At 48.0% G+C, this 26,625-nt stretch carries 22 protein-coding genes; 19 read left to right on the top strand and 3 right to left on the bottom strand.

Annotated features, from left to right (window positions below):
- Nucleotide 1: 1 nt before the first annotated feature.
- The 6 genes from glpK (at nt 2) to DFR62_RS03240 (ending at nt 8,607) form a co-directional block, all read left to right on the top strand.
- On the top strand, nt 2-1,504 hold the full coding sequence (gene glpK, locus DFR62_RS03265; protein ID WP_121298034.1) for a glycerol kinase GlpK: 1,503 nt from the start codon (nt 2-4) through the stop codon (nt 1,502-1,504).
- A gap of 136 nt (nt 1,505-1,640) precedes the next feature.
- Nucleotides 1,641-3,314, top strand: a complete 1,674-nt coding sequence (locus DFR62_RS03260; protein ID WP_121298033.1) for a glycerol-3-phosphate dehydrogenase/oxidase — start codon at nt 1,641-1,643, stop codon at nt 3,312-3,314.
- 261 nt (nt 3,315-3,575) lie between these two features.
- Nucleotides 3,576-5,606: a S8 family serine peptidase gene (locus DFR62_RS03255; protein WP_158290833.1), complete on the top strand. Its 2,031-nt coding sequence runs from the start codon at nt 3,576-3,578 to the stop codon at nt 5,604-5,606.
- Nucleotides 5,607-5,738: 132 nt separating this feature from the next.
- A complete protein-coding gene (locus DFR62_RS03250) occupies nt 5,739-6,272 on the top strand; it encodes a divergent PAP2 family protein (RefSeq protein WP_121298031.1) in 534 nt (177 codons plus the stop codon).
- A 157-nt stretch (nt 6,273-6,429) separates the two neighbouring features.
- A complete protein-coding gene (locus DFR62_RS03245) occupies nt 6,430-6,798 on the top strand; it encodes a hypothetical protein (RefSeq protein WP_121298030.1) in 369 nt (122 codons plus the stop codon).
- Between the two features lie 369 nt (nt 6,799-7,167).
- Entirely contained in the window at nt 7,168-8,607 is a 1,440-nt protein-coding gene (locus DFR62_RS03240) for a trypsin-like peptidase domain-containing protein (protein WP_121298028.1), read from the top strand.
- Nucleotides 8,608-8,921: 314 nt separating this feature from the next.
- On the opposite strand, the gene DFR62_RS03235 is transcribed toward DFR62_RS03240, so the two are convergent.
- Together DFR62_RS03235 and DFR62_RS03230 are read right to left on the bottom strand one after the other, a co-directional pair.
- A complete protein-coding gene (locus DFR62_RS03235) occupies nt 8,922-9,614 on the bottom strand; it encodes a class D sortase (protein WP_121298027.1) in 693 nt (230 codons plus the stop codon).
- Entirely contained in the window at nt 9,611-10,789 is a 1,179-nt protein-coding gene (locus DFR62_RS03230) for a processed acidic surface protein (protein ID WP_121298026.1), read from the bottom strand. The genes DFR62_RS03235 and DFR62_RS03230 overlap by 4 nt, the downstream gene beginning before the upstream one ends.
- Before the next feature lie 215 nt (nt 10,790-11,004).
- On the opposite strand from DFR62_RS03230, the gene DFR62_RS03225 reads away from it, so the two are divergent.
- The 12 genes from DFR62_RS03225 to DFR62_RS03170 all read left to right on the top strand — a co-directional run bounded on the left by DFR62_RS03225 (nt 11,005) and on the right by DFR62_RS03170 (nt 24,201).
- Nucleotides 11,005-12,330 carry a sigma 54-interacting transcriptional regulator gene (locus DFR62_RS03225; RefSeq protein WP_121298025.1) on the top strand — a complete coding sequence of 442 codons (1,326 nt, stop codon included), beginning with the start codon at nt 11,005-11,007 and terminating at the stop codon, nt 12,328-12,330.
- Nucleotides 12,327-13,637 (top strand): aspartate aminotransferase family protein, encoded by a 1,311-nt coding sequence (locus DFR62_RS03220; RefSeq protein WP_121298023.1) that lies wholly within the window; start codon nt 12,327-12,329, stop codon nt 13,635-13,637. Before DFR62_RS03225 ends, DFR62_RS03220 begins: the two co-directional genes overlap by 4 nt.
- Before the next feature lie 36 nt (nt 13,638-13,673).
- Nucleotides 13,674-15,038 carry a YjiH family protein gene (locus DFR62_RS03215; RefSeq protein ID WP_121298022.1) on the top strand — a complete coding sequence of 455 codons (1,365 nt, stop codon included), beginning with the start codon at nt 13,674-13,676 and terminating at the stop codon, nt 15,036-15,038.
- A gap of 95 nt (nt 15,039-15,133) precedes the next feature.
- On the top strand, nt 15,134-16,012 hold the full coding sequence (gene galU / locus DFR62_RS03210) for a UTP--glucose-1-phosphate uridylyltransferase GalU (RefSeq protein ID WP_121298021.1): 879 nt from the start codon (nt 15,134-15,136) through the stop codon (nt 16,010-16,012).
- Nucleotides 16,013-16,098: 86 nt separating this feature from the next.
- On the top strand, nt 16,099-16,614 hold the full coding sequence (locus DFR62_RS03205) for a hypothetical protein (protein WP_121298020.1): 516 nt from the start codon (nt 16,099-16,101) through the stop codon (nt 16,612-16,614).
- Between the two features lie 346 nt (nt 16,615-16,960).
- Nucleotides 16,961-17,722, top strand: coding sequence for a hypothetical protein (locus DFR62_RS03200; protein ID WP_121298019.1), 762 nt, complete (start codon nt 16,961-16,963; stop codon nt 17,720-17,722).
- Nucleotides 17,719-18,951 carry a glycosyltransferase family 2 protein gene (locus DFR62_RS03195; protein ID WP_121298017.1) on the top strand — a complete coding sequence of 411 codons (1,233 nt, stop codon included), beginning with the start codon at nt 17,719-17,721 and terminating at the stop codon, nt 18,949-18,951. The genes DFR62_RS03200 and DFR62_RS03195 overlap by 4 nt, the downstream gene beginning before the upstream one ends.
- Nucleotides 18,948-19,970: a hypothetical protein gene (locus tag DFR62_RS03190; RefSeq protein ID WP_121298016.1), complete on the top strand. Its 1,023-nt coding sequence runs from the start codon at nt 18,948-18,950 to the stop codon at nt 19,968-19,970. Before DFR62_RS03195 ends, DFR62_RS03190 begins: the two co-directional genes overlap by 4 nt.
- Before the next feature lie 17 nt (nt 19,971-19,987).
- Nucleotides 19,988-21,673 carry a polysaccharide deacetylase family protein gene (locus DFR62_RS03185; protein ID WP_121298015.1) on the top strand — a complete coding sequence of 562 codons (1,686 nt, stop codon included), beginning with the start codon at nt 19,988-19,990 and terminating at the stop codon, nt 21,671-21,673.
- Between the two features lie 142 nt (nt 21,674-21,815).
- Entirely contained in the window at nt 21,816-22,526 is a 711-nt protein-coding gene (locus tag DFR62_RS03180) for a hypothetical protein (protein WP_135449594.1), read from the top strand.
- A 68-nt stretch (nt 22,527-22,594) separates the two neighbouring features.
- A complete protein-coding gene (locus DFR62_RS03175; protein ID WP_121298013.1) occupies nt 22,595-23,497 on the top strand; it encodes a hypothetical protein in 903 nt (300 codons plus the stop codon).
- 146 nt (nt 23,498-23,643) lie between these two features.
- A complete protein-coding gene (locus tag DFR62_RS03170) occupies nt 23,644-24,201 on the top strand; it encodes a DUF4126 domain-containing protein (protein ID WP_121298011.1) in 558 nt (185 codons plus the stop codon).
- 343 nt (nt 24,202-24,544) lie between these two features.
- Here the strand turns inward: DFR62_RS03170 and DFR62_RS03165 are convergent, their stop codons facing one another.
- Nucleotides 24,545-25,738 (bottom strand): LysM peptidoglycan-binding domain-containing protein, encoded by a 1,194-nt coding sequence (locus DFR62_RS03165; protein ID WP_121298009.1) that lies wholly within the window; start codon nt 25,736-25,738, stop codon nt 24,545-24,547.
- Between the two features lie 324 nt (nt 25,739-26,062).
- Between DFR62_RS03165 and DFR62_RS03160 the strand changes: the two genes are divergently transcribed.
- Complete coding sequence (locus tag DFR62_RS03160; RefSeq protein WP_121298008.1) at nt 26,063-26,572, top strand: GyrI-like domain-containing protein; 510 nt, start codon at nt 26,063-26,065, stop codon at nt 26,570-26,572.
- The last annotated feature ends 53 nt before the right edge of the window (nt 26,573-26,625 follow it).

Below are 26,625 nucleotides of genomic sequence, written 5' to 3'. Positions count from 1 at the left end.
AGTGAGTAAAAAATATATTCTATCGATCGACCAAGGAACAACCAGTTCACGGGCGGTCCTGCTGAACCATGCCGGCGAAATAGTCGGGACAGGCCAACAGGAATTCCAGCAATTTTTCCCGAAACCGGGTTGGGTCGAGCATGACGCCAATGAAATTTGGACTTCGGTCCTGGCGTGCATCGCAGAAGTATTGCGCAAAACAGACGTCGACCCATCCGAAATTTCAGGCATCGGCATCACCAACCAACGTGAAACGACGGTTGTCTGGGACCGCAATACAGGCAAGCCGATCTATAAAGCGATTGTTTGGCAATCTCGCCAAACGGACGGCATCTGCAATGAGTTGAAAGACCAGGGATTGAACGATACATTCCGCAAGAAGACCGGCCTTTTGATCGACGCGTACTTCTCAGGCACGAAAGTGAAATGGATTCTCGACAATGTCGAAGGCGCAAGGGAAAAAGCGGATAACGGCGATTTGATGTTCGGCACGATCGATACATGGCTCGTCTACCGCTTGTCAGGCGGTTCGACGCATATCACGGATTACAGCAACGCATCCCGTACGCTCATGTACAATATTCATGATCTTAAGTGGGACGATGAACTGCTCGATATCCTGACCGTGCCGAAGAGCATGCTGCCGGAAGTTCGCCAGTCATCAGAAATTTATGCACATACCGTCAATTATCATTTCTTCGGCCATGAAGTGCCGATCGCAGGGATTGCCGGCGACCAGCAGGCAGCATTGTTCGGTCAAGCGTGTTTCGAAAAAGGCATGGCGAAAAATACTTACGGGACTGGATGCTTTATGCTGATGAACACCGGTGAGAAAGCAGTCGAATCCGAACATGGCTTATTGACGACACTCGCTTGGGGCGTCGATGGCAAAGTCGAATATGCACTCGAAGGCAGTATTTTCGTCGCAGGTTCGGCCATTCAATGGCTGCGCGACGGACTGCAAGTTATCGAGACGGCACCGGAGAGTGAACAATTTGCACAACAAGTAGACTCGACGGACGGCGTCTACATGGTGCCGGCATTTGTCGGGCTCGGTACCCCGTACTGGGATACCGATGCGAGAGGCGCTGTATTCGGCTTGACGCGCGGCACGACAAAAGCACATTTCATTCGTGCGACGCTTGAGGCGCTCGCATATCAGACAAAAGACGTTGTAGATGTTATGATAGAAGATGCAGAGATTGAATTGAAGACTTTGCGCGTCGATGGCGGTGCAGTCGGCAACGATATGCTGATGCAATTCCAGTCGGATTTGCTTCACGTACCTGTTGAACGCCCACGCATCCAAGAAACAACGGCGCTCGGGGCAGCTTACTTGGCAGGCCTCGCTACAGGATTCTGGAAAGATAAAGACGAGATTGCCGCACAATGGCAGCTTGATAAAACTTACGAGCTGGAAATGTCCGACGAAACAAGCGAGCGACTGTATACAGGCTGGCAGAATGCGGTAGCCGCGACTCGTACATTCAAGCCCGTCAACTAAACTTACAAGTTAATCACCGAGAGATAAATGGCCGGAGACGAGGAGAGACCATGCCAGTACAGCAGATGCGAATCTGCGGCTGTGTACAGGTCTCTCTTTTTAATATGGAATATATTGGAAAAGGAGTCGGTTAAGAATGAAATTCTCAAGCTTAAGACGTACAGAAACTTATGGACAAATGAAACAGGCGCCACTTGATGTATTGATCATCGGTGGAGGTATTACAGGAGCAGGGATCGCGCTCGATGCCGCAGCACGCGGTGTTCGTGCAGGCGTCGTGGAAATGCAGGATTTTGCGGCAGGAACTTCGAGCCGTTCGACGAAACTCGTGCACGGCGGTTTGCGCTACCTCAAGCAATTTGAAGTGAAGATGGTCGCGGAAGTCGGCAAAGAACGCGAAATCGTTTATGAAAACGGGCCGCACGTCACGACACCTGAATGGATGATGCTGCCATTCCACAAAGGCGGCACATTCGGCCCACTCAGCACAAACGTCGGCCTCCGTGTCTATGATTTCCTCGCAGGGGTTAAAAGAAGCGAACGCCGCCAAATGTTCTCCCGTGAAGAAGCGATCCGCCGCGAACCACTCGTAAAACAAGATGGTTTGAAAGGCGCTGGGTATTACGTTGAATACAAAACGGACGATGCGCGCTTGACAATGGAAGTCATGAAAAAAGCTGTTGAAAAGGGCGCACTTGCGATGAACTACGTGAAAGTGAAAGGTTTTCTTTACGACAATGGCAAAGTGGTCGGCGTGGTAGCGGAAGACCAGCTTGATGGCACAATCCACGAAATCTTCGCGAAAAGAATCGTCAATGCAGCTGGCCCGTGGGTCGACACATTGCGCGAAGAAGACAAATCGAAAAAAGGCAAAACCTTGCAGCTGACGAAAGGGATCCATTTGGTATTTGACCAATCGCGCTTCCCGCTCAAGCAAGCGATTTATTTTGACATGCCGGACGGCCGTATGGCATTCGCCATCCCGCGCCAAGGCAAAGTTTATGTCGGTACGACCGATACGGTATACAAACAGGATATCGCGCACCCAACGATGACGACGGAAGACCGCGACTATGTGCTAGAAGCTGTTAACTTCATGTTCCCGGACGTGGCGATTACAGCTGCGGATATCGAATCCAGCTGGGCAGGATTGCGCCCGCTGATCCACGAAGAAGGCAAGGACCCATCTGAGATTTCCCGTAAAGACGAAATCTTTGTATCGGATTCCGGCTTGATTTCGATCGCTGGGGGCAAGCTCACCGGTTACCGGAAAATGGGCGAAAGCATCATGGATCTAGTCACCAAGCAACTTCAAGAGGAATACGGTACTGCTTTCAAGAAAGTATCCACGAAAAAAATGGCGCTGTCCGGCGGGGAAGTTGGCGGATCGAAAGGCTTTAAAACATTCAAAGCCGATCGCTTGAAACGTGCGGCCGAATTCGGTCTTACGGAAGACGCAATGGAATTGCTCGTCAACCGCTACGGCGCGAATGTCGACCATGTGTTGCGCCATTATACAGATGGATTGGCTGAGGCCGCTGAGCATAATCTCGATCCACTCGTCTATGCAATGCTGCAATACGGCATCGAATCTGAAGCTGTGTGCAAGCCGGTCGATTTCTTCATCCGCCGTACAGGCGCGTTGTATTTTGATATCCACTGGGTACATGCCCATAAAGAAGCTGCAGCGGATTACATGGCAGGCGTATTCAATTGGACAGCCCAACAGAAAACGCGTTATACGGAAGAGTTGGAGATCCTTCTTCACGAAGCTGTCATTCCAACCCCAGTATCCGAATTAAGTAAATAAGTGCTAATTGCTGTAGCAGTTCCTTGTCATCCATTTGACAAGGAACTGTTTTTTTGATTAAAAAAATAAAACTTATGCCATTAGTGCTAAAAGATGGGTTTCGAAGGGTAGAGATTAATATCCATTTTTTATCGAAATTCAAAAGAATTTTTACATTGTCTAGGCATTTGTCAGGAAAGGTCGTATAATTTTTGTAAATAAATATTTGAATTATCAGAAAATATAGGGTGGAAAGACTATGGGGATGTGAGGGGAATGACCATGAAACAGACAACTACAGTATTGGCGGCTATGACATTAGCCCTTTCTCTGATCGGCATTGGCACAATGGCGCAAGCGCAAGGACCGACAGAAAACCCGGCAGACCGGGTCATTGTTAAATTGCGGGAACAAGCCGCTATGGAAGGTGCAGCTGCTGCACAGAAAGTCGCAACAGCGAAAACGGGCGACGGGCAAATCGTCACGCTCGAAGTGCCGCAAGGGCAGAGCGTGGAATCGTTTATGGCGGAGCTTTCCAAGCAAGGGCATATTGAATACGTCGAGCCGGACCATCGAGTGGAATTGGCCGCCATACCGGGTGACCCGTTTTACGCAGGGTATCAATACCACCACCGGCTCATCGGTTCAGAATCCGCTTGGGATAAGACGACCGGGAAAGCCGATGTGCTTGTGGCGATAATCGATGATGGATTTGACTTGCTGCATCCCGATCTGAAAGGGCGCATCGTTTCCCCGTTTAATATCATCACTGGAAAACCTGGAAGCGTAAGTGTAGAGATCCACGGGACACATGTAGCCGGGCTTATCGCCGGCAACATGGACAATGAATTATTCGGGGTTGGCGTGGCACCGTCGACGAGCATCATGCCAATTGATGTATTCGATGGCGAGGATGGCTTTATCTCGGACGTTGCCGCTGGCGTTTATCATGCAGTCGATAACGGGGCTGACATCATCAACATGAGCCTGGTGGCATATTCCGACACGAACGTCTTGAGAGAAGCTGTGCAATATGCACATTCCAAAAATGTTCTCGTCGTGGCAGCAGCCGGCAACGATGGCATCAGTTCCCCTTACTACCCAGCAGCATATCAAGAAGTGCTATCCGTCGCTTCAACTGATGCTGCGGACAAGCGCTCCGATTTCTCGAATTTCGGCAAAACGATCGATATCGCTGCACCGGGAACAGGCGTTTTTTCCATATTCCCTGATCAATCATTCGGGGGAATGGACGGAACTTCCATGTCCACGCCGATCGTCTCGGGGGCTGCAGCGCTGCTCAAGGCGAATGAACCGAAACTCAGCAATACCGACATCGCAGGGCGTTTGATGCTGACGGCAAAAGATCTTGGGACGGCTGGAAAAGATGTCTATTACGGCCATGGCCGCCTTAATGTAGACCGTGCATTGACTTTGGATGCAAGCCATTGGTCGGACCGATTGGCTGGTTCCAGCCGCTATGACACGGCGGTTGCCATTTCCAAAGCCGGATGGAGCTCGGCTTCGACAGTTATCATTGCGACAGGCACTGACTTTCCTGATGCATTGGCGGGTGGTCCGCTCGCCTACAAAGAAAATGCGCCGATCCTGCTGACAAAAGGGGATGCCCTTCACCCGGCAGCAGCAGCTGAAATCCGTCGTTTGAAACCCGGCAAAGCTATTCTTCTCGGCAGCAACGGGGCGTTATCGGCAACTGTTGAACAGCAAGTGGGCCAGCTGGTGAATAGCGTAGAGCGCATCGGCGGCAAGACACGCTACGAGACGGCCGCCCTGATCGCTAAAAAAATTACTAGTGACCGGGCAGTCGTCTCCAACGGCCAAAATTTCCCGGATGTTCTTTCCGTTTCCCCTTATGCAGCGAAAAATGGCATCCCGATTTTGCTGACACGGACGGGCACATTGCCGGCAGAAACAAAAGCTGCCCTAGCCGGTAAAGATTCGACGATTGTCACCGGAGGCACGAGCGCGGTCAGCAATGCCGTCATGGCCCAGTTGCCTGGCGCTAAGCGGTACGGTGGAACCAGCCGCTACGATACCGGCAAGTTGATCAACCAAGGCTTGCCGATGGGGAAACAGAAAGCTTTTATCGCCACCGGCACAAACTTCCCGGACGCTTTAGCGGGATCGGTACTTGCGGCTAAAAAAGACGCGCCGATTTTATTGACCGCAGCGAACTCGATTCCTTCGCCGACGAAAAGTTTGCTTCCTTCGTATCCGGCGTATTCAATCTTCGGCAGCAAAGGCGCTATCACGCCAGATGTGAAGTTTGAGGTTGATTTGCAATTAAAATAAACGGGAAATCCGCTTTTCTAAGCAGTTCCTCCAAAAATATTCCCTGCCTTTACATATCTTTAGGGATTTCAGGGTAAAGGGAGTTATCAGGCGGCATAAGCCGCAGCAGTTACTGTATTGGAGGATGAAAAGATGAGAAAGATGAACCGCGGAATGATCACGTCACTCGGGGCGATCGGCATCGCACAAGGATTGAAAATCGTCACGCATAAAGTGGTGGCAGGGAAATGGGATTGGCAGCAAGCCTTTACGACAGGTGGAATGCCGAGTTCCCACTCAGCAGGAGTGTCGGCACTCGCCGCATACGTCGCTTCCAATAAAGGTGCACGCCACACGGAAACGGCACTGGCAGTCGTATTCGGCGCCATCGTCATGTACGATGCGCAAGGCATACGCCGCCATACAGGCGAAATTGCGCGTTTGGTCAATGACCTCGAGGACAGCTTCACGAAAATTTCCGGGGAGTTTCCGAGCTTTGAATTTGTGGAGCGCGATAAAGAGTTGAAGGAATTGCTCGGCCATCAGCCAATCGAAGTGTTCGCAGGGGCTGCGTTCGGCACATTGCTTGGCATCGTTGCCGCAAAGATCGAGAATCGTGAACGTGATTTGGAACAGCAAAAACGGCTGCCATACAATGGTCGCATGACCCGTGCAGATTACAGATAAGAAAAAAGCTGCTGCTTAAGCGGCTTTTTCTTTTGCGATGAAACTGAATGTAAAGTTTGTTAAGTGTTAGTGAAGACTGTCGCCAAAGGGGTTACGAAGACGGACAAATCGGTTAGCCTAGGAGTGAAAGCAGACCAATTCGAAGGAGGAAAATCATTTGAAGATTTCTGCTCTGAACATTTCACTTTCGGCGCTCGTTTTTGGGACGGTATTCATGGCGCATTTTGAACCGGTGACGTTTGCAAGCGAGAATTCAACAGGCGGCAAAAAGCACGAACCGGGGCGCGAAGTGATCGAACGTTTGGGCCCTCATGGTGATGTGGAACAAGAATTGGAACAGCTAGAACAGCATGTAGACAGCAAAAGCACATTAACGATTGAAGAGTATCAAGAGATTCAAGGACAGTTGGATGAACTGCTGCAGCGCGTCAACGAACAAGCGAAAGCAAGCGGAAAAGCCGATGCCCAGCTATTCAGTGACGTGTTGGTACTGCAGGAAGCAGTCACAGGGATCGATGTCCGCTGAACTTGTTGAAGCGTGCAATAAAAGAGAAGTACAGGAAGCGATGCCGAGGCATTGCTTTTTTTAGTGGAGATTATTTTTATAGCAAGATGTTGCAGCTGGCAAGTTCGAATCACCTATCCCATTATTTTAAAAGCATTTCCCAAAAGAACGAAACGGTAATTTTATCCGCTTTCTGATGGAGGCAGGGAAAACGGAGCTTTAAGCAATTTTAGTACGTATAAAGACCTAAAAAACATGTTCTGAATTTTGAAATTTATTACCAAATAAGGACAAAATATTACAAAGGCAACCTAAGGTGGAGGTTTGGCGTTCTAAGGTTTATAATGAAGAAAATTCGGGGATGAATTATGTCCGGCAGGAGGTACAGCTATGAAATGCACAAAGTGTGGCACGATGAATGATGAGTCTGCAAAGTTCTGTGATAATTGCGGAGCGCCGCTTGCCACAAGAAAGCAACGCAAACCGAAGCGCAATAAATTCATGTATGCGCTCGTGTTGTTGGCCGTGTTATTGGGGCTTGGATTTGGATTAGGGCAATTGCTAGGTGAGGAAGAGCCGGAAGTGGCATTGCCTCAGGAAGACACCGAAGCGTCTGAAGAAGTGCCTGAAGAGGTGCCTGAGGAAGAACCGGTGGAAGAAGAGCCGGTGGAAGAAGAAATGCCGGTAGAAGAGCCGGAAACGCAAGTGTCGTCTGAAGAACCGGTAGAAGGCACAGTGACGAAAGCAGAAAATATCACCCACCCTTCCGACCAGGAAGAAAAAGTCGAGCCGAAGAAAAAAGACAAAGCGGCCATCATTAAAGACGCACAATCACGCGTCTACACCATCTTGACGGAAGGCGGCCAAGGATCCGGGTTCCTGTTTACGGAAACGGGCATGGTCGTGACGAACGCGCACGTTGTATCAGGGTATACAGATGTCATCGTGCGCAATATCAATGGGCAGGACCATGAAGGAACCGTTGTCGGTATTTCAGCTGAATCCGATATTGCCTTGATTCAAGTAAATAATTTAACGGGCATCGAGCCTTTGGAAGTGGAAATGGCAGCAACCGATGTCGGCACGGAAGTCATCGCGCTCGGCAGCCCGTCCGGTTTTGAAAATACCGCGTCAATGGGTTATTTGACTGGCATCGACCGTGATTTCTACCAGGAGTTCACGTATGAAAATATTTACCAGATCGATGCTGCCCTAGCACCGGGATCAAGCGGCGGTCCGCTTCTTGACGCAGGCACAGGAAAAGTCATTGGCATCAACTCACTGTTATTCCCTGAAGGGGATTCAATCGGATTCTCCATCCCTCTCTATTCGATGTATGACCAATTGGATGCATGGGCGAAAAATCCGATGAGCCGTGAAGCGGTCGCCAAGATCTTCCCGGCCTACGACGATTTTGATAGCAGCTACGAAGACGAAAACTACGAATTCGATTACAGCACAACACATGAATTCACGGAAGAATCATTGACGGAATTTGTCGTGAGCTACCAGGAATTTTACGAACTGGCATTGCAGGAAGAGGATTTCTATTATGTCCAGAACTTGCTGGTCTACCAAAGCGATATCTACAATAGCATGATTGAGTATATCGACCAGATTGCTGGCAAAGACATGGAACATATTTTCAATAAACTTGATATCACCAATATTGAAATCAAGGAAGACCATGCCCTTGTTTATACGGAAGAAGCGTTTGAGTTCAAGGACGCGGAAGGCAATTGGTCGGTGCAGGAACGCACGAAAGTTTATACGATCGTCATGGATGATTACGGATTCTTCTATATTTCCGATATCGTCAACGTGGAATAGTGAAAAGCCCTGAATGAGAATTCAGGGCTTTTCTCAGCTTGTGGAGAAAGGTAAGAAGTCGTATTTTCCGAAGCTTATCGCTCGCTTTCCGTGGGCTCGCGCCCAAGCCTCCTCAGCCGCTGCGCGTCTTGCGGGGTCTCGGTCGTCTCGCTGATCCACAGGAGTCGAGCGAACGCTTCTCCAAATACTTAGATAGATCATTGATTTTTGAAAGTACTAAAAACCAATTCCATTCTAATTCGAAATGTATTAATAGACTTTTCTATTGAATAAAAAAGACCGCAGCTTCCTTTTGGGAGGCTGCGGTCTTTCGTTTAGTTGCTCGAGATGAGGTCAGCTACGAGAATATAGCGTTCTGGCGCATAGCCGACGAAATCAAAAGGATAGCACGTCGAGACCGTCAATGTGGCCCTCGGTTTCGGGACGATGACAGTGCGGTCGTCTTCATCGACGATGCGCACTTGGCGGACGCGGTAGGTAAACGTGCCATCAGCGGTATTAACGATGAATTCATCGCCTTTGCCGACTTTTCCGAGTTCCCGGAACACCGTATCGCGATGACCTGACAAGACTGAGTTATCGGATTGACCGGGCAAGACGCTGTCTGCATAATGGCCAACGCCTTTCTCCAATTCGTCTTCATCAGTGCCATGGATAATTGGCAGGCTGGCCTCCAGTTTCGGGATGATCAGTTCGCCCATCAAGTCGCCGATTTGTGGATCTGTCGGATACTGGATGTCTTTCGGGAGTTGGGCTGCTTCTTCAGTTTCTTTAGTTTCTTCGATTGGAGCCTGTGGGTCTTCATTCGGCGCAGCTTCCGGTAATGAAACTTCGGCGTTTGTCGTCTGCAGTTTGGGCGCAAAGTCCTCTGCGGAGACTGAATCAGCTTTGTATAGAAAATAGCCTTTTGCGAAAGTGGCAGCCTGTGTGCCGCTGAACCATAGGCCAAAGACGATCATTCCGGCTGCCGCCATTGTCATCAACCAGGAAATTCGCTTTTTGTTCATGATGTGGGTTTCACCCGTGTGCGTCTGAACAACAAAGCACCGAATGCGATAAAGCCAAGCCCGATAGCCGCGTTTTGTGCGAAGTCACTGGCTGTTTTTGGCAGTTTTCCGCCTTTGACGGTTTGGTTCGTGTTATCAGCTGGCTTTTTAGGCGGCGGTATAACAGTCGGTGTGCTGTTTTCCAATTCTTTTCCGGTATCGACAATGAGGTCCGATCCGAACATATCAGCGGTCAACAGGATATCTGCCAGAAAGTCGCCTTGCAAATTGTACAGCTCGATCAAGAGGTCATAACCATCTGTCGACTCAAGTGAAATAAGGGATTGGACGCTCATCTCTTTTTTCTCATCGCCTTTGACGAAATAATACTTGGCTTCCATTTCGAAGATTTCCATGAATTCGTCGTAGATTGACAGGAGTTCCGCGATTTGTTCGGCGGATAATTCGGTCACCGTGGAGAATTCCTCGATCGCCATCATGCGCTCGCTGAGTTCCATCAACCGTTCTTCAAATTCCGGATTCGTGTAATCAAGCGTTTCAAAATGTTGGGCGAGGCGCTCAAGTTCCTGTTCAGTCAAGCCGAATTCAGCGAATACGTCCTCCAAATCCATGTCAAATAGCCAGTCTTCCTGATAGAACATGATGGAGCTCTCCAAGTCCTCGATGAATTCATAATTGGCGATTGAATCATCGAATAAGTTAAGGAATTCCTCCAGTTCTTCTTTGGAAGCAAAGCCGAAATCCTCAAGCAATAAAGCTAAGTTCGCTTCGGTGATCGGTGTCCAATCTTCTTGATAGGTCAAATAGAAGTCTACCGATTCTTCCAGTTCTTCCATGAAAATAATGAAGTCCCCGTCCAATACATCTACGCCTGCATCAAGATCGCCGAACTCTTCCAGCAGGCTGTTCAATTCAACGCGTGTCAGCTCGTATGTATCCAGAACTTGTGCAATGCCGTCTTCCGTTAGCGGTGTACCTAGATCGGTGGAAGAATAAAAATCATCCAGCGTCCAGCCTTTGCTGTCCAAATAATCGATGTAATCCGCTTTTTCCCAGCCGATTTCTGTCAATAAGCGGTTAAAGCCGCGGTCATCCTCTGAAATGGCGAACGCCGGAACTGTTCCAATCGCAAGAGCCAGTAAGAGGGAAGTAATAAGTGTTAACGCACCTTTCATTTGAATCCTCCTGTATGTGAAATAAATGGAATATCTAGAATAGTATAGTCTTGAATCATGGCTTTTAGAATAGGTCTATTAGATTATAACTTGCTTTTCCTTTCATGAAACTGCTGGGTTTTTAAAGATAAAAGAAATAATTGTTCGAATTGTCTTGCTTTTTGATTATTCATTATCGTATAGTCTATACAATAATGAATAAATGAGGTGAAAACATGCACCGACATTTACTGGTGCCAGACGCTATCGAAGAAGTCATGGCCATGCACGATGAAGATATCATCATCACGAATCGGGCAGGCCGCATCATTAAAGTAACGGAAATGAGCGGCTTGCATTATGGATTGGAACCGGCTGCACTGCTTGGCCGCTCGATCTATGAGTTGGAGCAGGAAGGCGTCTTTACGCCAGCCGTCACACCGCTAGTCATCGAGCGAAAGAAAAAACTGGTGCTCGTTCAGGAAACTGCGACGGGTAAAAAAATGCTCATTACGGGGATGCCGGTATTCGATGAACAACGAGAAGTAGAATATGTCATCAGTTATTCCTATGAAGTATCAGAACTGATGATCATGAAAGAATATCTTGAATCCCTGGAAACAGAGATGGACCGTGTCAAAGGGGAGTTGGCGTATTTACGCGGCAGGCAATTATCAGTCGACGGGGTCATCGCCCAAAGCGTACAGTCCGAACGAGCGCTGCGCAGTGCGTTGAAATTGGCAGAATACGATGCTTCTTTAGTAATCGAAGGCCCTCGGGGAACCGGAAAAAGCATGTTTGCCAAGCTCATTCACCAGCATAGCGCGAGAAAGGATGAACCCTTTATCGAAGTTGACTGTGGCGCCATTCCGGAAACAATCTTCGTTGAATCGTTTGAAGGCGAAGGCGGCTATTTCGGCCTGGCACAAGGCGGGACGCTCGTTTTGAACGAAATTGACCAGCTATCAGGCCGTACGCAGTCGATGCTTGAAAAATTGCTTGCGGAAAAACGCGACATCCGGCTGATCGCCATCAGCGACACTTCATTGGAGGAACATATGCAAGAAGGAAAGTTCCGGGAGGCCCTATTTTACTTATTGCATGTCTCGCTGATTCAACTCTCAGGGCTGCGCGAACGGCCGGAGGATTTGGAAGCCTTTTTGACCCGGACAATCGATGAACTGGGGGATAAATATGGCGCTCGGAAAAAACTGACAGACCCGGCATATGTCCATTTGCTTCAACTGGATTGGAAAGGCAATTTCCGGGAAGTACGCAATGTACTGGAACGTGGCTATCTTGAAAGCGAGCACGGTGACATCTGCCTGGAAGACCTGCCGGCAAGTTACCGTCCCGCAAAAGATGAGCAAGTCGGCATCGAACTTGAAGGCCGTACACTGCCGCATTTGCTTGATGTAGTTGAGAAAAAAGTGTTGGAAAACGCCAAGAAACGCTACCGAACGACGACCGAAATGGCGGAACGGCTCGGCATCAGCCAGCCATCTGTCGTGCGCAAGTTGAAAAAACATGCTATCGCAACAGGAAAGGATGAAGATTTATGACAACGAAACAAACACAGGGATGGATGGAAATGACGAACTCCATCGGCAATTTGTTGGCGCCGAGCATGGCGAAAGACCACCCGAATCTGCCGGTCGTAAAAGCGGAAGGCTGTTATTACTACGGGGCGGATGGGCGCACCTACCTGGATTTCACCTCAGGTATCGCGGTGGAGAATGTCGGTCATCGCCATCCGAAAGTCGTCCAGGCAATCAAAGACGGGGCGGACCATTTGATCCACGGTCCATCCGGCGTCATCATCTATGAATCGATCTTGAAGCTGGCATACGAGCTCCAGCAAATCATGCCGGGGAAACTGGATAATTTCTTTTTCGCGAATAGTGGGACAGAAGCGATCGAAGGCGGCATCAAGCTTGCGAAATACGTCACGAAACGACCATACGTCGTGTCGTTCACCGGCTGTTTCCACGGGCGTTCGATGGGCGCGCTTAGCGTGTCGACTTCGAAAAGCAAATACCGCAAACATATGCAGCCGTCCTGGCTGACCTATCAATTGCCATATGCCCATCCGGATGATTTGCCGGAAGGAGCGGATCCGAAAGTGTTCTTCCCTGAAAAACTGGAGCGTGATATGGAAAAGCTCTTCAATCACCAAGTGACGCCGGAAGAAGTCGCTTGCATCATCTTGGAACCGGTGCTCGGAGAAGGCGGCTATATCATCCCGCCAAAAGAATGGCTGGCGAAAGTGCGCGAAATCTGCGACCGCCACGGCATCCTGTTGATATTCGATGAAGTACAGACCGGTTTCGGCCGCACTGGCAATTGGTTCGCCGCACAGACTTTTGGAGTCACGCCGGACATCATGGCTGTCGCAAAAGGCATCGCCGCTGGGCTCCCGCTCAGTGCGACGGTGGCATCGAAAGAATTGATGGATCAATGGCCGCTCGGCACGCATGGCACGACATTCGGCGGCAATCCACTTGCTTGTTCTGCGGCGCTTGCATCGATCGAAGTGCTGAAAGAAGAACGGCTATTGGAAAATGCGCAGACGCTCGGTGCTTATGCCCTGGAAGAGTTGGACAAGCTGAAACAAAAACATCCAACCATTCGCGAAGTGCGTGGCGTCGGGCTCATGATCGGAATCGAATTGATGGATCCAGAAACCAAACGCCCGGACGGGAAAGCGGTCATGACGGTATTGGATGATTGCCTGAAGCAAGGGGTGCTGTTCTATTTATGCGGCAATTCAGGAGAAGTTATCCGGATGATTCCGCCGCTGACGGTCACAAAAGAACAGATTGATGAAGGCATCAAAATACTGGACAAGGCATTAACAAATTTGCAGTAACAAATGAAGGGGAATATATATAAGGGGGAAACGTTCATGACCAGCATACCAAAAGAGAAACAGGCCTTATCGCCATCTGCAACATGGAAATTTATCATCCCATCATTAATCGGGGCTTTACTATTCCTTGTCCCTGTCTCCTATGACGGGCAAATTACAATCGGAGTCGGCATTCTTGCTTCATTCTTGCTGTCGACATTCGGGGAGTGGATTCCTGGATTCATTTTGGTTCTTCTTGGCTTCTCAGCATTCGCAGGATTGGCAGCGAGTATCGTGAAACCTGGATTCATCCAAAATTTCGATATGCTTCGTCCGATTTTCATCATCGGACCAGTTAGCTTGGCAATCCGCTTTATCGGATTTGCGGTCGGTATCATGGCGTTTTATGAAGTCGGCCCGCAAGCCATCGCTTCCCGCAATACAGGCGGCGTCGTACTTTACGACCTCGCGCCGGTACTGTTGACTTGGTTTTTGTTTGCCGGCATCCTGTTGCCGCTTCTAGTCGAATTCGGCTTGATGGAGTTCGTCGGGACTTTGCTCAATAAAATCATGCGCCCGGTGTTCACATTGCCGGGACGTTCGTCAATTGATGCGATGGCTTCCTGGATGGGCGCTGCACCTGTCGGGGTATTGGTGACGATGAAACAATACGACGAAGGCTATTACACGAAACGCGAAGCTGCGGTCATCGCGACAACTTTCTCGATCGCTTCTGTTGCATTCAGCCTAGTCGTCGCAAATGTCATCGGCATCGGCCACCTGTTCCTGCCGTTCTATCTGGCGGTTTCGGTCGCTTGCCTCGTCGCGGCGGTCATCATGCCGCGCATTCCGCCTTTGTCCCGTAAAACTGATACATATCGGGAAGGCGTCGGGAAACAAATCGACGACAGCGTTCCGGAAAATGTTTCTTTGGTCAAATGGGGATTTGAAGCCGCGCGCTTGAAAGCGAGTACGGCCGCAAGCGGCAAGAAACTGGCTCAGTCAGGCATCGGCACGGTCATGGATATCTGGCTTGGCTTGATTCCACTGGTCATGGCGCTCGGTACGGCTGCACTGGTCATCGCGGAATACACGCCGATTTTCCGCATCATCGCTTATCCGCTCATTCCATTGCTTACGCTTTTGGGCTTGCCGGAAGCGGCTGAAGCGGCGCCGACTTTACTGGTCGGATTTGCCGATATGTTCTTGCCGGCAGTGCTCGGCAGCGGCATCGAAAGCGATTTGACGAAATTCGTCATTGCCGGCATGTCGCTCACGCAATTGATTTATATGTCGGAAATCGGCATCTTGATCTTAAAATCGAATATTCCGGTGAAGTTCTGGGAGCTGCTCGTCATTTTCCTTTTGCGCACAGCGATCACTTTGCCGATCATCGTATTGTTCGCACATCTTTTCGTTTAAACAAAAGTCTCCGCCATGGCGGAGGCTTTTTTGCTTTCTGGAAACAATGCTATACTCTCAAGTAAATGACTGCGTTAGGAAAGGTGGGAAGGTCCATGAAGATCACAAAAGCGATCATCCCGGCGGCGGGCCTGGGTACCCGTTTCTTGCCGGCGACCAAAGCGATGCCGAAAGAAATGCTGCCAATTGTCGACAAGCCGACCATACAGTATATCGTTGAAGAAGCAATTGCCTCTGGCATCACGAGTATCATCATCGTCACGGGAAAAGGCAAGCGTGCCATTGAAGATCATTTCGACCATGCTTTTGAACTTGAACATATCCTGAAAGAACAAGGAAAGCTCGATATGCTTGATTCGGTTCTTGCCACTTCAGAAGTGGAAATTCATTACATCCGCCAAAAACAGCCGCTCGGCCTCGGGCATGCCATCTGGTCGGCGCGGCATTTTATTGGCGATGAGCCGTTTGCGGTGCTGCTCGGGGATGATATCGTCCAAAACGATCCCCCGGCGCTACTCCAGTTGATCGAGCAGTTCGAGAAGACAGGCAGCCCGGTCATTGGAGTCAAGGAAGTAAGTGAGGATGAAACCCATCGTTACGGGATCATTGCCCCGTCCAAAACCGAAGGTCCGCTCATGAAGGTCGGCTATTTCGTCGAAAAACCTAAGCCTGGAGATGCCCCATCTAATTTCGCCATTATGGGCAGGTATGTCCTGACACCGGAAATCTTCCGTTTACTGGAAGAGCAGGAACCGGGGGCTGGGGGGGAAATCCAATTGACCGATGCCATCGGAAAGTTGAATGCGACCCGTCCGGTCCAGGCATTCGCTTTTGAAGGTAAACGTTATGATGTAGGCGAAAAATATGGATTTATCGAAACGACGATCGAATTCGCACTGCAGCGCCCTGAACTGAAAGCGCAGTTGCTCGACCTATTCGAAAAGAAACTAGCTGAAGAAAAGGCGAGAGAATAGTTTTTAATAGTGATTGAATTTTCTGATAATAAATGACATACTTGATGTATGTTCAACCGAATGGACACTGTGAAGGAGGAGATTCGATGATTACAGAAGATGATATCCACGTCGACTATCGGATTGAGATGCGGCCGGGGACTGAAATCTTTGCATGCAAAGCAGATTGTACGTTGAAGGGGCAGGAAGAGCAGCCGCAAGTCGGGGATGCCCATTTCTACCTGTTCAATCCCCAGCGCAGTTCGCTCGAGTCACTGGCCATGTATGCAGAGCATATCTCCGAAGGCTTGGGGGATGTCTACCGTGACTTGAAGCATATTCCGGATATCGATGATGTCTTTGGCCTAGTGGCAGTGTTTGATGATTTGCAGGTGGCCGAGGAAGAGCGAAATAAAGGCATCGGAGAATCGTTCGGACAAAAAATGCTAGAGGAATTGAAGTTCTTGGATGTAGAACTGCTGGTCGTCATTCCGGGTTATTATACGAATACTTCCAAGCAGGATGAAGCATATAACAAGAAAATCAGGGCATATTATAAGAAGAATGGCTTTAAACGCTTAAAGAAAAATATGGAAAATCCGGTCATGTATACGTATTTATAACAGAAAAAACTGCCGATCCGGCAGTTTTTTTATTGCGTTTATATGGAGATTGAATAAAAATCGAAAATGATTTTTAAAAGTTAATGTCAATATTTGTATCCGCTTTCAGAGGCTTTGAATTAAGCCCATTATACCTTTGTTCATATAGAAAATGATATCTGAAAATTAGAATTATATAGATATTAATACCTATTATAATTAAAAAATCACAGGATATTATTACTGACAATACTTTTTATACTAGTTTAAATTTATTCTATGTAGTAGTATAGGTTTATGATATTTCAATATTTATAATATTGGAATAAATAACAGGTACTTTAACCTATGCGATGGGGTGGGCGGAATGAAGAATAATTTGAAGCTCGGAATTTTGATTTTGATGGTGCTTGGATTCGGTTGGGCGTTATTCTCGCTGGTTCTGCCGTTTTCCACCGAAATGCTGCTTGTGGCGGGGCTATCCATCTTGTTCATGACATTAATTCATGAACGTTATGTATTCCTGTACGGCATAAGCATCATTTTGAGCTATGGGGTTTTCTTGACAGTATTTGCCTTTTTCTTCACGCAGCGGCCGGATTTGGAAATCATGTATGTCTATAGCCATTTGCTATTCACCGGTTTCATCTTGTCTTTTTGGCTATTGCTCAATCAGATCAAGCAAATCGGCTACGAAGCGAGCGAATTGCGCCGGCAAGTACAGCTTCTCCAAAAATATCATGGAGAAACTGACATCCTGACGGTCAATGAGTTCACTGAGCAGGCGCAATGGGTGCTCAAGACGACAGAACGCCGGCAAGAAGAGGCGTGGTTCGTGGAAATCACGATCAATACGAAAAACAAGCGCACCCAACAAAACATCAAAGAATCGCTTGAACGGGCAACGCTGGCCACGATCCGCCAGAAGTTCGACTTGGCGACCTCGACCGGCCAGTCAATTTACCTGCTGCTGAAAGATATAGATGAAGAAGGGGTACGCCTCATGATGGAGCGCTACCGCGACAAAGTGAAGCAGGAATTGAATTTGCTGGATTCACCGTATGAAGTCAGAAAGGAGCAGGTGTCCAATCTGAATGAATTGTCGCGTGCTTTGGGTAGAGCGATATGAATATACTCATCACAGCCACAGTTGTCCTGTTTTGGATCTTGCTGCTGTTCTATTCCGCGGTGACAATCGGCGGTGTTTGGTACCGGCTGCGGTTCCGCAATCCGCTGAAAATCAAACATTATCCGAGCGTGGCCGTGTTGATCCCTGCACACAACGAGGAAATCGTCATTGAAAATACATTGCGCGCCATGGCGCGGCTGAAATATGAAGGCAAACTCGATATTTACATTTTGGATGACAGTTCCAAGGATGGAACGGCTGCCATCGTCCAGGAATTCGCTGAAGTCTTTTCGCGCATCCATTACATTCCTGTACCGCCCGGGAATCCAAAGGGGAAATCGCGGGTCTTGAACTACGGCTTGAGCGTAACGGACTCGGATTATTTTGTCGTCTACGATGCGGATAATGAACCTGAGCCGGATGCTTTGGAGAAATTGGTCCAGGCAGCAGAGACGGTGCCGAACGCTGCAGGGGCTGTCGGGTATGTCAAGACGAAAAATGTCGATACAAATGTCTTGACCCGAATGATTTCGCTTGAATTCCAAGTGTTCCAATTGCTCATGCAATGCGGGCGCTGGGCACTTTTCAGACTTGGTTCACTAGCGGGGACGAACATGCTTTTGCGCCGTTCGGTCATCGAGAAGCTGGGAGGCTATGATGTTTATGCCTTGGCAGAGGATGCCGAACTGACGGTCCGTCTGACAGCTGCTGGTTACGTGTTGCCGGTCATTCCGACTTCACGCACATGGGAGCAGGAACCGGAAACGCTTAAAGCTTTCATCAAGCAACGGACCCGCTGGCTTACCGGCAATTTGTATTTATTGGAGAAGTCAATGAAAGATTGGTCGCACTGGAAAGGCAGAACCTTCGTGCTCAGTTTACAGCATCTCTTCACGTACCTGATTTTTGTTTTGATGCTGCTGATTTCGGACATCTTTTTCATCCTGAGCATTTCCGGAGTTGACATTCCGAACGTCGGTGCGCCACTCATGATGCTTTGGTTTATGACCTATATCGTCTATACCGCCCAGCTCTTGAGTGCGCTTGTCGTCGACCGGAATGTTTCGTTGACCAATGTGCTGTACGTGCTGGTCATGTACTTCACGTATGCCCAATTGTTTATCTTGCTGCTGATCCGCAGCGTTGCTACTTATACATGGAGCAAATTGCGCAAAAAAACGATTGCCTGGGACAAAACCCAGCGCTTCAAAGGGAGAGTGGATTCATGAGGAAATGGCTCTTGCCGGTGATGGGTGTGGCAATGCTCGCTGCCTGCAGCGAGGAAACAAGTGAACCGTCGCCTCAACCAGACGAGCAACAGGCGCCAGAGGACCAAGAACAGCCGGTGGAGCAAAAAGCGGTTCCGGAAGATTTTGCGGAAGCCTATTTCGACGAAAATAATTTTATCCATGCTTATCCTTCGGCTCCCGATTCGCAATATTTGTCCGAGAGCATCGGCTTGTATATGGAATATTTGGTCATGATGGAAGATGAAGAAAAGTTTGCAGAGCAATACGAAAATCTCATGGACGAATTTGTGGTGGAAGAGGGAGATAACTTTTTCATTAATTGGCTGATTTTTGAGGATGCTACCGTCAACGCGTTAATTGACGATATCCGGATTGCAGCTGCGCTAAGGGAGGCAGACCAATTATTCGGTCAGCCAGAGTACTCGGAAACCGCAGACCGGATTATTGAAACCATTTCCCGTATCCAAACGAATAATGACTATACAGTCGATTATTATGATTGGGAAGTGGAATTTCCAGCGCAAAGAGTGACCTTGAGCTATTTAATAGATGATGTTCCAAAAGATATGAATGCCGATCGTGTACTGGAAAATGTCGACACTGACGAAGTATTCTTTCCGGAGTATTTCGATGTGGTGGAAGAAGTTTATGTGAAGGGTGATGTAATCCATCCGATAGATCAATTGCTCATAGCGATCAACCGTGAACGGATCGGATTATCGTCAGAGCGTTTTGAAGAGTGGCTTAAAACCGAATGGGAGGAAGAAGGGCGGTTATACGGAAGGTACGACCGCGAGACGCTGCAGCCGGCAGTCACTTATGAATCACTCGCAATGTACTTTTTCATGAATGAATATTTTCTGATCATCGGTGAAGAAGAAGCTGCTGAAGAAGTGAAAGTCCGCGCGACCGAAATGATTGAAGAAAATGGCGAAGGTGAAACGCATTTCTTCGACTTCATCCATTATCATCTCATGATGGAAGATGAGTCGAAGTAGGAAAGGGGGCGCTGTTGATGAAAAAAATCTTGTCTTTCATATTACTGCTCGCCTTCCTGGCCGCCAGCCCGTGGGCAATCGCTGCAGCTGATGACTCGTCCAGCAAACAAGCGAAAGTGTTGATTTTGTACCATGCGGAAGAGCAGACGCAACGAGAAGAAGTGCCGATTCTGGATATGCTGGTAGGGCATTTCAGTTCGGATATCACCATACAATCCATTGAGGAAGCTGCAGCAGAATACGTAAAAGGCGATTACACGCACGTCATATACTTTGGGCTTGGGAAACGGCAATTGACTGAAGAAGAACTGTTCATTGTCGACCAATATGACGACGTGAAAAAAATGTTTATCGGGAATTATTTTGAATACTTTAAAGAAGCTCCCGATCTTAGCATCCGAGATTATCGTAACATTGATTCCGTTAGCGGAGATGGTAAAATGTTCGATTTGAAGGAAGAAAAGGACATGATGCTCATCAATGGCATCGAACAGATGGAAGTTCTTTATGAAGGGCAGGCAGCAGACGGGGCATATCCGCTGATTTTTAAAAACGATAATTTATATTATGTCGCTGCCAACTCGATTACTGGCCGGATCAGCGACATTGTAGGTGAATCGCTTTTCGACTTTTTTGATGAAGAGAAATCCCCGCCTAAAAAACTGATCCGCCTGGAAGATATCCACCCAAGGAGCGATCCGGTACTGGTCAAGCAAGTGGGTGATTATTTGGCAGAGCGGAATATACCTTATGCCGTGACAGTCGTGCCGGTCTATACGAATCCTGAAACCGGGCAAAGCATCCATTTATCCCAGGCTATCGAGTTGGTGGAGGTTTTGCAGGAAATGCAGAAAAACGGCGCCAGCTTGATTCAACATGGCTATCTTCATCAGTACCGGGAAGATGAAACCGGTGAGGGATTTGAATATTGGGATGTAGATCACGACCGCCCCATTTACCAGTCGAATACAGATGAAGTAAAGCTGAGGGAAGATTTCGCTTCCGATGAAGAATATCAAGATTTCGTTCAAAATGTTGGCTTGCCATACGAACAAACGTATATTTACAACTCCATCGTCAATGGGGTCTACGAAATGACAGCAGAAGGACTATATCCGATTGCGTTCGAAGCGCCCCATTATTCCATGTCGCAAACCGGCTATAAAGAATTGTCCAAGTATTTCACGACTTATGTTGGGCAGATCCAAATTTCAGACCGGACCTATGACGGAACTTTCGTGCCAGTATATGAAACGACCCCATCAGGGCTGGACGGGATGAAAGTGATTCCAGAAACATTGGGCTATATCGACCCGGAGAATGACAATGCGGTAGATGAAATGATTGAACAAGCCGATTACACAGCCCAATTCAGCGATAGTTATTTAGCGTTCTTCTATCATCCATATTTGGGAATCGATAAGTTTGATGAAGTAATGACCAAGTTGGAAAAATATAATCAGTATGAATGGGTCAACTTGAAAGAGATGGATCATAAAACAGAAGTGGACGGTATGGTAGTAGAAACAGCAGGTGGCGATATCGAAGTTTCTCGCCCGATGAGTGTTCTTGTTGCGCAAACGACAAGAGATCTCTGGTGGGTTTCTATTCCGCTAGCCATCTTCGTCATCATTGCCGTAGCGGCCGTGGCACAGAAATTCCGCAGACGTAAAACGGACAGCGAGTTCTGGGAGAAGCAATGAGTGAGTTTAGAAAAAAGAAAGTGGGACAGAGAATTTCTCTGTCCCATAGTTTTTTTGTGCAAGCTAGTGTAAGATAATTTTGGTAATGAACTTCAATATCTTTTTGAGTTTTTACCAATTATTTTACGAGGAAGATAATAAAATGAATAAATTGAAATTTTTACCTTTTTTCATATGCTTAGCATTGCTTTCTGGAATCATATTGCTTTATTTTCGTTGGCCCTTCTATGAATACGCTGTAGCGGCTGCTTTCCTTTCTGTCCCTTTTATCTTGTTATTGCCGAGAAAATGGCTGCCTGCTTTTCTATTTCTGGTCTTGCTTGCGGCGATTGGGACGGCATTTCAGCAGCCTGGAGCTTCACTCACTTCAATAGGAACTTATTTCCTGTTGTCGGTTTTTCAATTTTCGCTTTGGGTTGTTTCTGACCAAGTGAAATTGGTGGGGGAAGAAACAAAGCGCCTGAAAGAACACCGGCAACTCTTATTGCGTAAAGAGGGTGAACTCCGTGCGCTGGAGTTACAGGAATTTGTCGAACAGGCTTTATGGATGTTGAAAACAAGTAAGCGAAAAGAGCGCACATGGTTGATGGAAGTGACCCCTTTTGCCAACTGCCCTGTCCAGACATCGGAATTGGAGCGTGCAGCACTGCAATCGATCGTTCGGGAGCGGGATCTCGTAACGAGCCGAAAAGGCGCGGTTTATGTATTGGTCAAGGAAACGGAAGAGGATTCGATTCAGCCTTTATTGAAACGAATCGAGCAAAAAATGAGTGCAAAGAGTGAATCGGCAACATACGAAGTTAAAAAAACAGCGATTACTACAGTCGGTGAAATGGGGAGTTTACTCAATTGAAGCGATTAAAGAGAAATAAATTATTCGTGTTGGCGTTTTTGGGTAGCTTGGCGACAGGGGGGTGCGGAATGGTCAACGGGCAAGGGACGACGGTTCAGGAAACGGTTGATTCTCATTATGTGAATGATGAAGGGGTCATCCATGCCTATCCGGACAATCGGGATTCTGAATATTTATCGGAAAGCCTCGGCTTGTATTTGGAGTATTTGCTTCAAGTTGAAGACGAAGAAAATTTCGCGGAGCAGGCGGCAATTTTAAAAGACCGTTTCTTGATTGAAACAGGTGGCCAGGTGTTTATCCCTTGGCGCCTATACGAGGAAGCGAATGTAAATGCATTGATCGATGATGTGCGCATTGCGGCGGCTTTGGAAGGTGCAGCAGAACAATTTGCAGAACCAGCTTATTTGAAACTTTCACAGCAGATTGTATCTGCGATTGAAGACCGCCAACACCAACAAGGAACAGCGGTTGATTATTATGATTGGTCCTATCAGCTTGCAGGAAATCGGCTTACGCTCAGCTACCTCATCGACGAAATAACGGTGCTTCCTGAATCGTTCGCTATGCTGGATACGGGAGAGAGTGAAGTTTTTTTTCCTGAGTACTATGACTTTGATGAAAAAAAATATGTGAAAAGCGGCGAAGTCCATATGATCGACCAATTATTGATTGCGGTCAACCGCTTCGACCAGGACATCGAATCCCCTGAATTTGAAAACTGGCTGACCGAAGAGTGGGTTAATCAAGGGCAATTGGCCGGGAGGTACGACCGGGAAACCGGAAAACCGACTGTCGATTACGAGTCCTTGGCGGTCTATTATTACTTATGGCAGTATTTCGAACGAATCGAGCAAACGGAATTTGCGAAACAGGTAGTTCAGCGTGCGGAGTCGCTCGCAGGAGAGGAATTACCGGGCGATTTGCATTTCTTTGACTTTATCCATTATCAAATGATGATGCATGAACAGTAATCGAGCTGTTTCGGCGCGAGGATGAAAAGGGATATCCTTTTCATCCTTTTTGGGTGGAGAAGACTCGAGTGTTTCAGCTTATGTAGTTAGTTTATTTTCCAGAAGGGTATGGAATCGTTAAGAAGAAGATTTCTGGAGGTGGTTGAATGGAGATGGTCATGGCGGTTCTGATTGGCCTGGCGTTGAGCGCCACGGTCGGATTCCGTATTTTCACCCCATTATTGATAACAGGGATTTTCGAACGGGTGGATTGGGTTACCTTGTCTGAAGGGTTTAGTTGGGTTGGCAGCACGCCGGCACTCATTGCGTTCGGTGCAGCCACGATATTTGAGGTTCTGGTCAATTATATTCCGGCGGTTGGATCGTTCATGAAATTGATCTCTACGCCGGTCGCGGCACTTGCGGGAATTTTGCTGACGGCATCGTTTATCGGCGATATGAACCCATTTCTGGAATGGGCGATTGCGATTATCGGAGGAGGGGGTGTGGCTACGGCTTCACATGCGACCTTGACGGCAGTGAAAGGGGTCAGCGATACAGCATTGATGGGCCCGGCTGTCTCGGTTGCAGAGGATGCCACCGCCACCATTGCGCCAATTTTGATTTTCTTCGTGCCCGCATTGGCTGTCGTGTTTCTACTGGTAATGGCGATTGTTATTTTTCGTCTGTATAAACGCTTCTTATATAGGAAAAGCCCGGCTTAATTCGCTGTGGAATCAATATTTTATTAATCAAGAAAGCTAAAAAAGCCATCCGAAGATGGCTTTTTTAGCTTGTCGAGAATGGTAAGAAGCCGTATTTTCCGAAGCTTATCGCTCGCTTTCCGTGGGCTCGCGCCCAAGCCTCCTCAGTCGCGGTGCGCCTTGCGGGGTCTCGGTCGTCTCGCTGATCCACTGGAGTCGAGCGAACGCTTCTCCAAATACTCAGCTAGAACATTGATTTTGAATGTGGAAAAAGTGATTTCCTTTTTTATTTATAACAGATCACAGACTTCTTCAACACTCTGGAAAAGCCATCCGAGGATGGCTTTTTCTTATGCCTTCAATGTCAGCGTGGGATGATCAGTACTTGGCCGACGCGAATGGAATTGACGTTGGTGATGTTATTCGCTTTGGCAATGGCAGTGACAGTCGTATTGTATTTTCTGGCGATGCTGTAAAGTGTATCTCCGGCTTTCACTGTGTACTTGACAGTCGTCACTGGCGGCGGTGCTTGTTTGACCGGAATGACCAAGACTTGCCCGACGCTGATGAGATTGATATTGGTAATTCTATTGGCGGATGCAATAGCTGCAACAGTCGTATTATATTTGCTGGCGATGCTATAGAGCGTATCTCCGGCTTTTACCGTGTACTTGACGGTCGTTGCTGGCGGCGGTGTCGGAGCGGTTGTGCCTGGAATCACCAAGACCTGTCCTACGCGGATTAAATTGTAATTGGTAATGTTATTGGCTTTCGCAAGAGCGGCGACAGTGACATTATATTTTTTGGCGATGCTGTAAAGCGTGTCGCCCGCTTTGACTGTGTAAGTCGCTCCGCCTGTTGGCGGCAATTTCAACAGCTCGGAAACGGTGACGAATTTGTAGCCTTTCGCTTTCAGTTTGCTGATCATGCCTGGGAGTGCACCGGGGGTTCCGGAAGCTCCGGCACCGGTGTGCATCAAAACGATGGATCCTGGCACGATATTATTGACGACTTTATTGGTGATTTCGGTAGAAGATAAGCCTCTCCAGTCAATGGTATCGATATTCCATTGGATGGTATGCGTGTAGCCTGCATCACCGACACCTTTCAACACGGTCGCATTGGACGCGCCGAATGGGGCCCGGAAAATAGGTTTGGTCGATTTGCTTGTGACGTTTTTATAAGCGGTTTCCGTTCGGGCGAGTTCACTTTGCATAGCGGCAATGCTGATCTTTGTGAAGTCCGGATGCGAGTAGGAATGGTTGCCGACCTGGTGTCCTGCATTGGCGATGTTGCGGATCCAGCTCGGGTGATGGTTAATGCCGGAACCTGTCAGAAAGAAAGTAGCTTTAACATTATTGGTTTTTAGGATGTCGAGGATTTTGTTGATGTTCGTTCCATCGGATCCGTCATCAAAAGTTAAGGCGACTACTTTGCTCGTTGTGTTGCCTTTCGTGACATAAGTAGAGGATGCGGCATCGGCCTGGCCTGTGAACGACAGCAGTGAAAAGAGCAATAATCCCGTGATAGCTAGCAACTTGCTCCATCTGGATAACATTCTGCTCACCCCTTATATGATTTAGCCGGCAGACGGCTTATGTATATGGAAAACTTTGCATGATTCAAGGCTTATAATATGTCGATATTTCTTTTTTTAATCAGTTTTTATAGTCTTATTATATCACGTTCCAATACAAAAACTATCTTTATGATTGAAAATTCAGTAAATAATAAATAAAATATAATAAATCTTCCCTAGGCAATGGAAGCTTCCCCCCTCAATCTATGATATGGCAATCGGGCTAGTGCAAAAGAGCTAGTGACTGAAAAAGTCTCGAGGCGGGTATGGAAAAGCAAATGATGGAACGGGAGGGGCTTTTGCATGCATTATATAAATGAACCGACCATTGAAGCGCGTGGGGAACAGCCATATGTCGGCATTACTGCAAGGATTTCAGGCCATATCGGAGAAGCGCCTGAACTTGCAGCTGAAGTATTGTCATGGTTGAGTGCGCGTAATGAATCGCCTGTTGGGCTGCCGTTTATCCGCTTCTGGTGCTTGGACGATAATGGCCAGCGGCTGATCGAAGTCGGCGTTCCGACAAAAAAGTTGATGGCTGAAGATCATCGCATCATTTCGGGGTATTTGCCGGGAGGAGATTTTGCCCATGCAATTCACAATGGGCCGCCGGAACAATATTGGTCATCTGCAGACGCGCTGGTGGGCTGGTTGGAAAGGGATGGTCTTTCGGCGGCGCTGCGTTACGAAGCTGAAACGAAGATATGGGACGGGCATATGGCTTTTTTTATTACCGACCCACTTGAAAAAAAGACGCAGGATGCTTGGGTGATTGAGTTGTTCATTTTGCTGCTCGCTGATCATGCCGCATAAAAAGAGAAGCCATGCCGTTTGCCGGATTCTGCCGGCAGACGGCGTGGCTTCTT

The organism is Planococcus citreus, assembly GCF_003664125.1.
Classification (GTDB): Bacteria; Bacillota; Bacilli; order Bacillales_A; family Planococcaceae; genus Planococcus; species Planococcus citreus.
The sequence above is the reverse complement of the archived record's forward strand: the minus strand, read 5'-3'. Positions and strand labels throughout refer to the sequence as shown.